Below are 900 nucleotides of genomic sequence, written 5' to 3'. Positions count from 1 at the left end.
CCCCCGGCTGATCGGGGAAGGTGGCAATGGTGGCGAAGATGCCGGCATTGCAACGTTCGGTCAGATCACGGACCACAGCGACGAACAGTTTTTCCTTGTCGCCGTGATGGTTGTAGATGGTCTGGCGCGAGACGCCGGCTTCGGCGGCGATCAGGTCGATATTGGCGCCGGCGAAACCTTCGCGGCAAAACACGGTGGCGGCGGAGTCGACGATCGACAGGCGCTTGGCCTCATGACCGCGTGGCGGGAAAATGTCAGGAGAAACGTGCAGCTTCATAAAAAACTATATAGAGGTGATTGACGATTTAGACAAGAGTGTCTAAATTTGTGGACACAAGATTAAGAGATTTCGCATGAGAGAGACGAACAGAACTCGCTCTCGATGTGTCGGAATCTCACGGGATGGAACGTCCTAGGTTAGACGCCGCCTGGCGGCGGCAACCAGATTTGAAAGAAGCCTCTATCATGAGTCCCAAATTCCTCCGCATCGCGGTCGTGCTCGGCTTGTTGTCCGCCATCGGCCCGTTCGCCATCGACATGTATCTGCCCGCGCTGCCGTCGATCGGCGCCGATCTGCATGCCGGCACCGCTGCCGTGCAGATGAGCCTGTTGATCTTCTTCCTGTCGATGGGCTTTGGCCAGATCGTCGTCGGGCCGATCTCCGACATGGTCGGCCGCAAGCTGCCGCTCTACGGCGGCCTTGCGCTGTTCATGGTCGGCGGCATCGGTTCGGCAATGGCGCCGACCATCGAATGGCTGATCGCTTTCCGCTTCCTGCAGGGGCTTGGCGCCAGCGCCGGCATGGCCGTTCCGCGCGCCATCGTGCGCGACCTGCATACCGGCAATGAGGCTGCCAAGCTGATGTCCTTGCTGATGCTGGTCTTTTCGGTGTCGCCGATC

At 59.6% G+C, this 900-nt stretch carries 2 protein-coding genes; one reads left to right on the top strand and one right to left on the bottom strand.

What is annotated here, in order from left to right:
- Window positions 1-277, bottom strand: a 277-nt coding sequence (locus EOA22_RS35425) for a TetR/AcrR family transcriptional regulator (protein WP_164756265.1), incomplete at its 3' end; no start/stop codon positions are given.
- A 188-nt stretch (window positions 278-465) separates the two neighbouring features.
- Between EOA22_RS35425 and EOA22_RS35420 the strand changes: the two genes are divergently transcribed.
- Window positions 466-900: MFS transporter (locus EOA22_RS35420; protein ID WP_127390704.1), on the top strand; the 435-nt coding region annotated here is incomplete at its 3' end.

The sequence above is a fragment of the Mesorhizobium sp. M7A.F.Ca.US.014.04.1.1 genome (assembly GCF_003998745.1).
Taxonomy (GTDB): Bacteria; Pseudomonadota; Alphaproteobacteria; order Rhizobiales; family Rhizobiaceae; genus Mesorhizobium; species Mesorhizobium ciceri.
The sequence above is the reverse complement of the archived record's forward strand: the minus strand, read 5'-3'. Positions and strand labels throughout refer to the sequence as shown.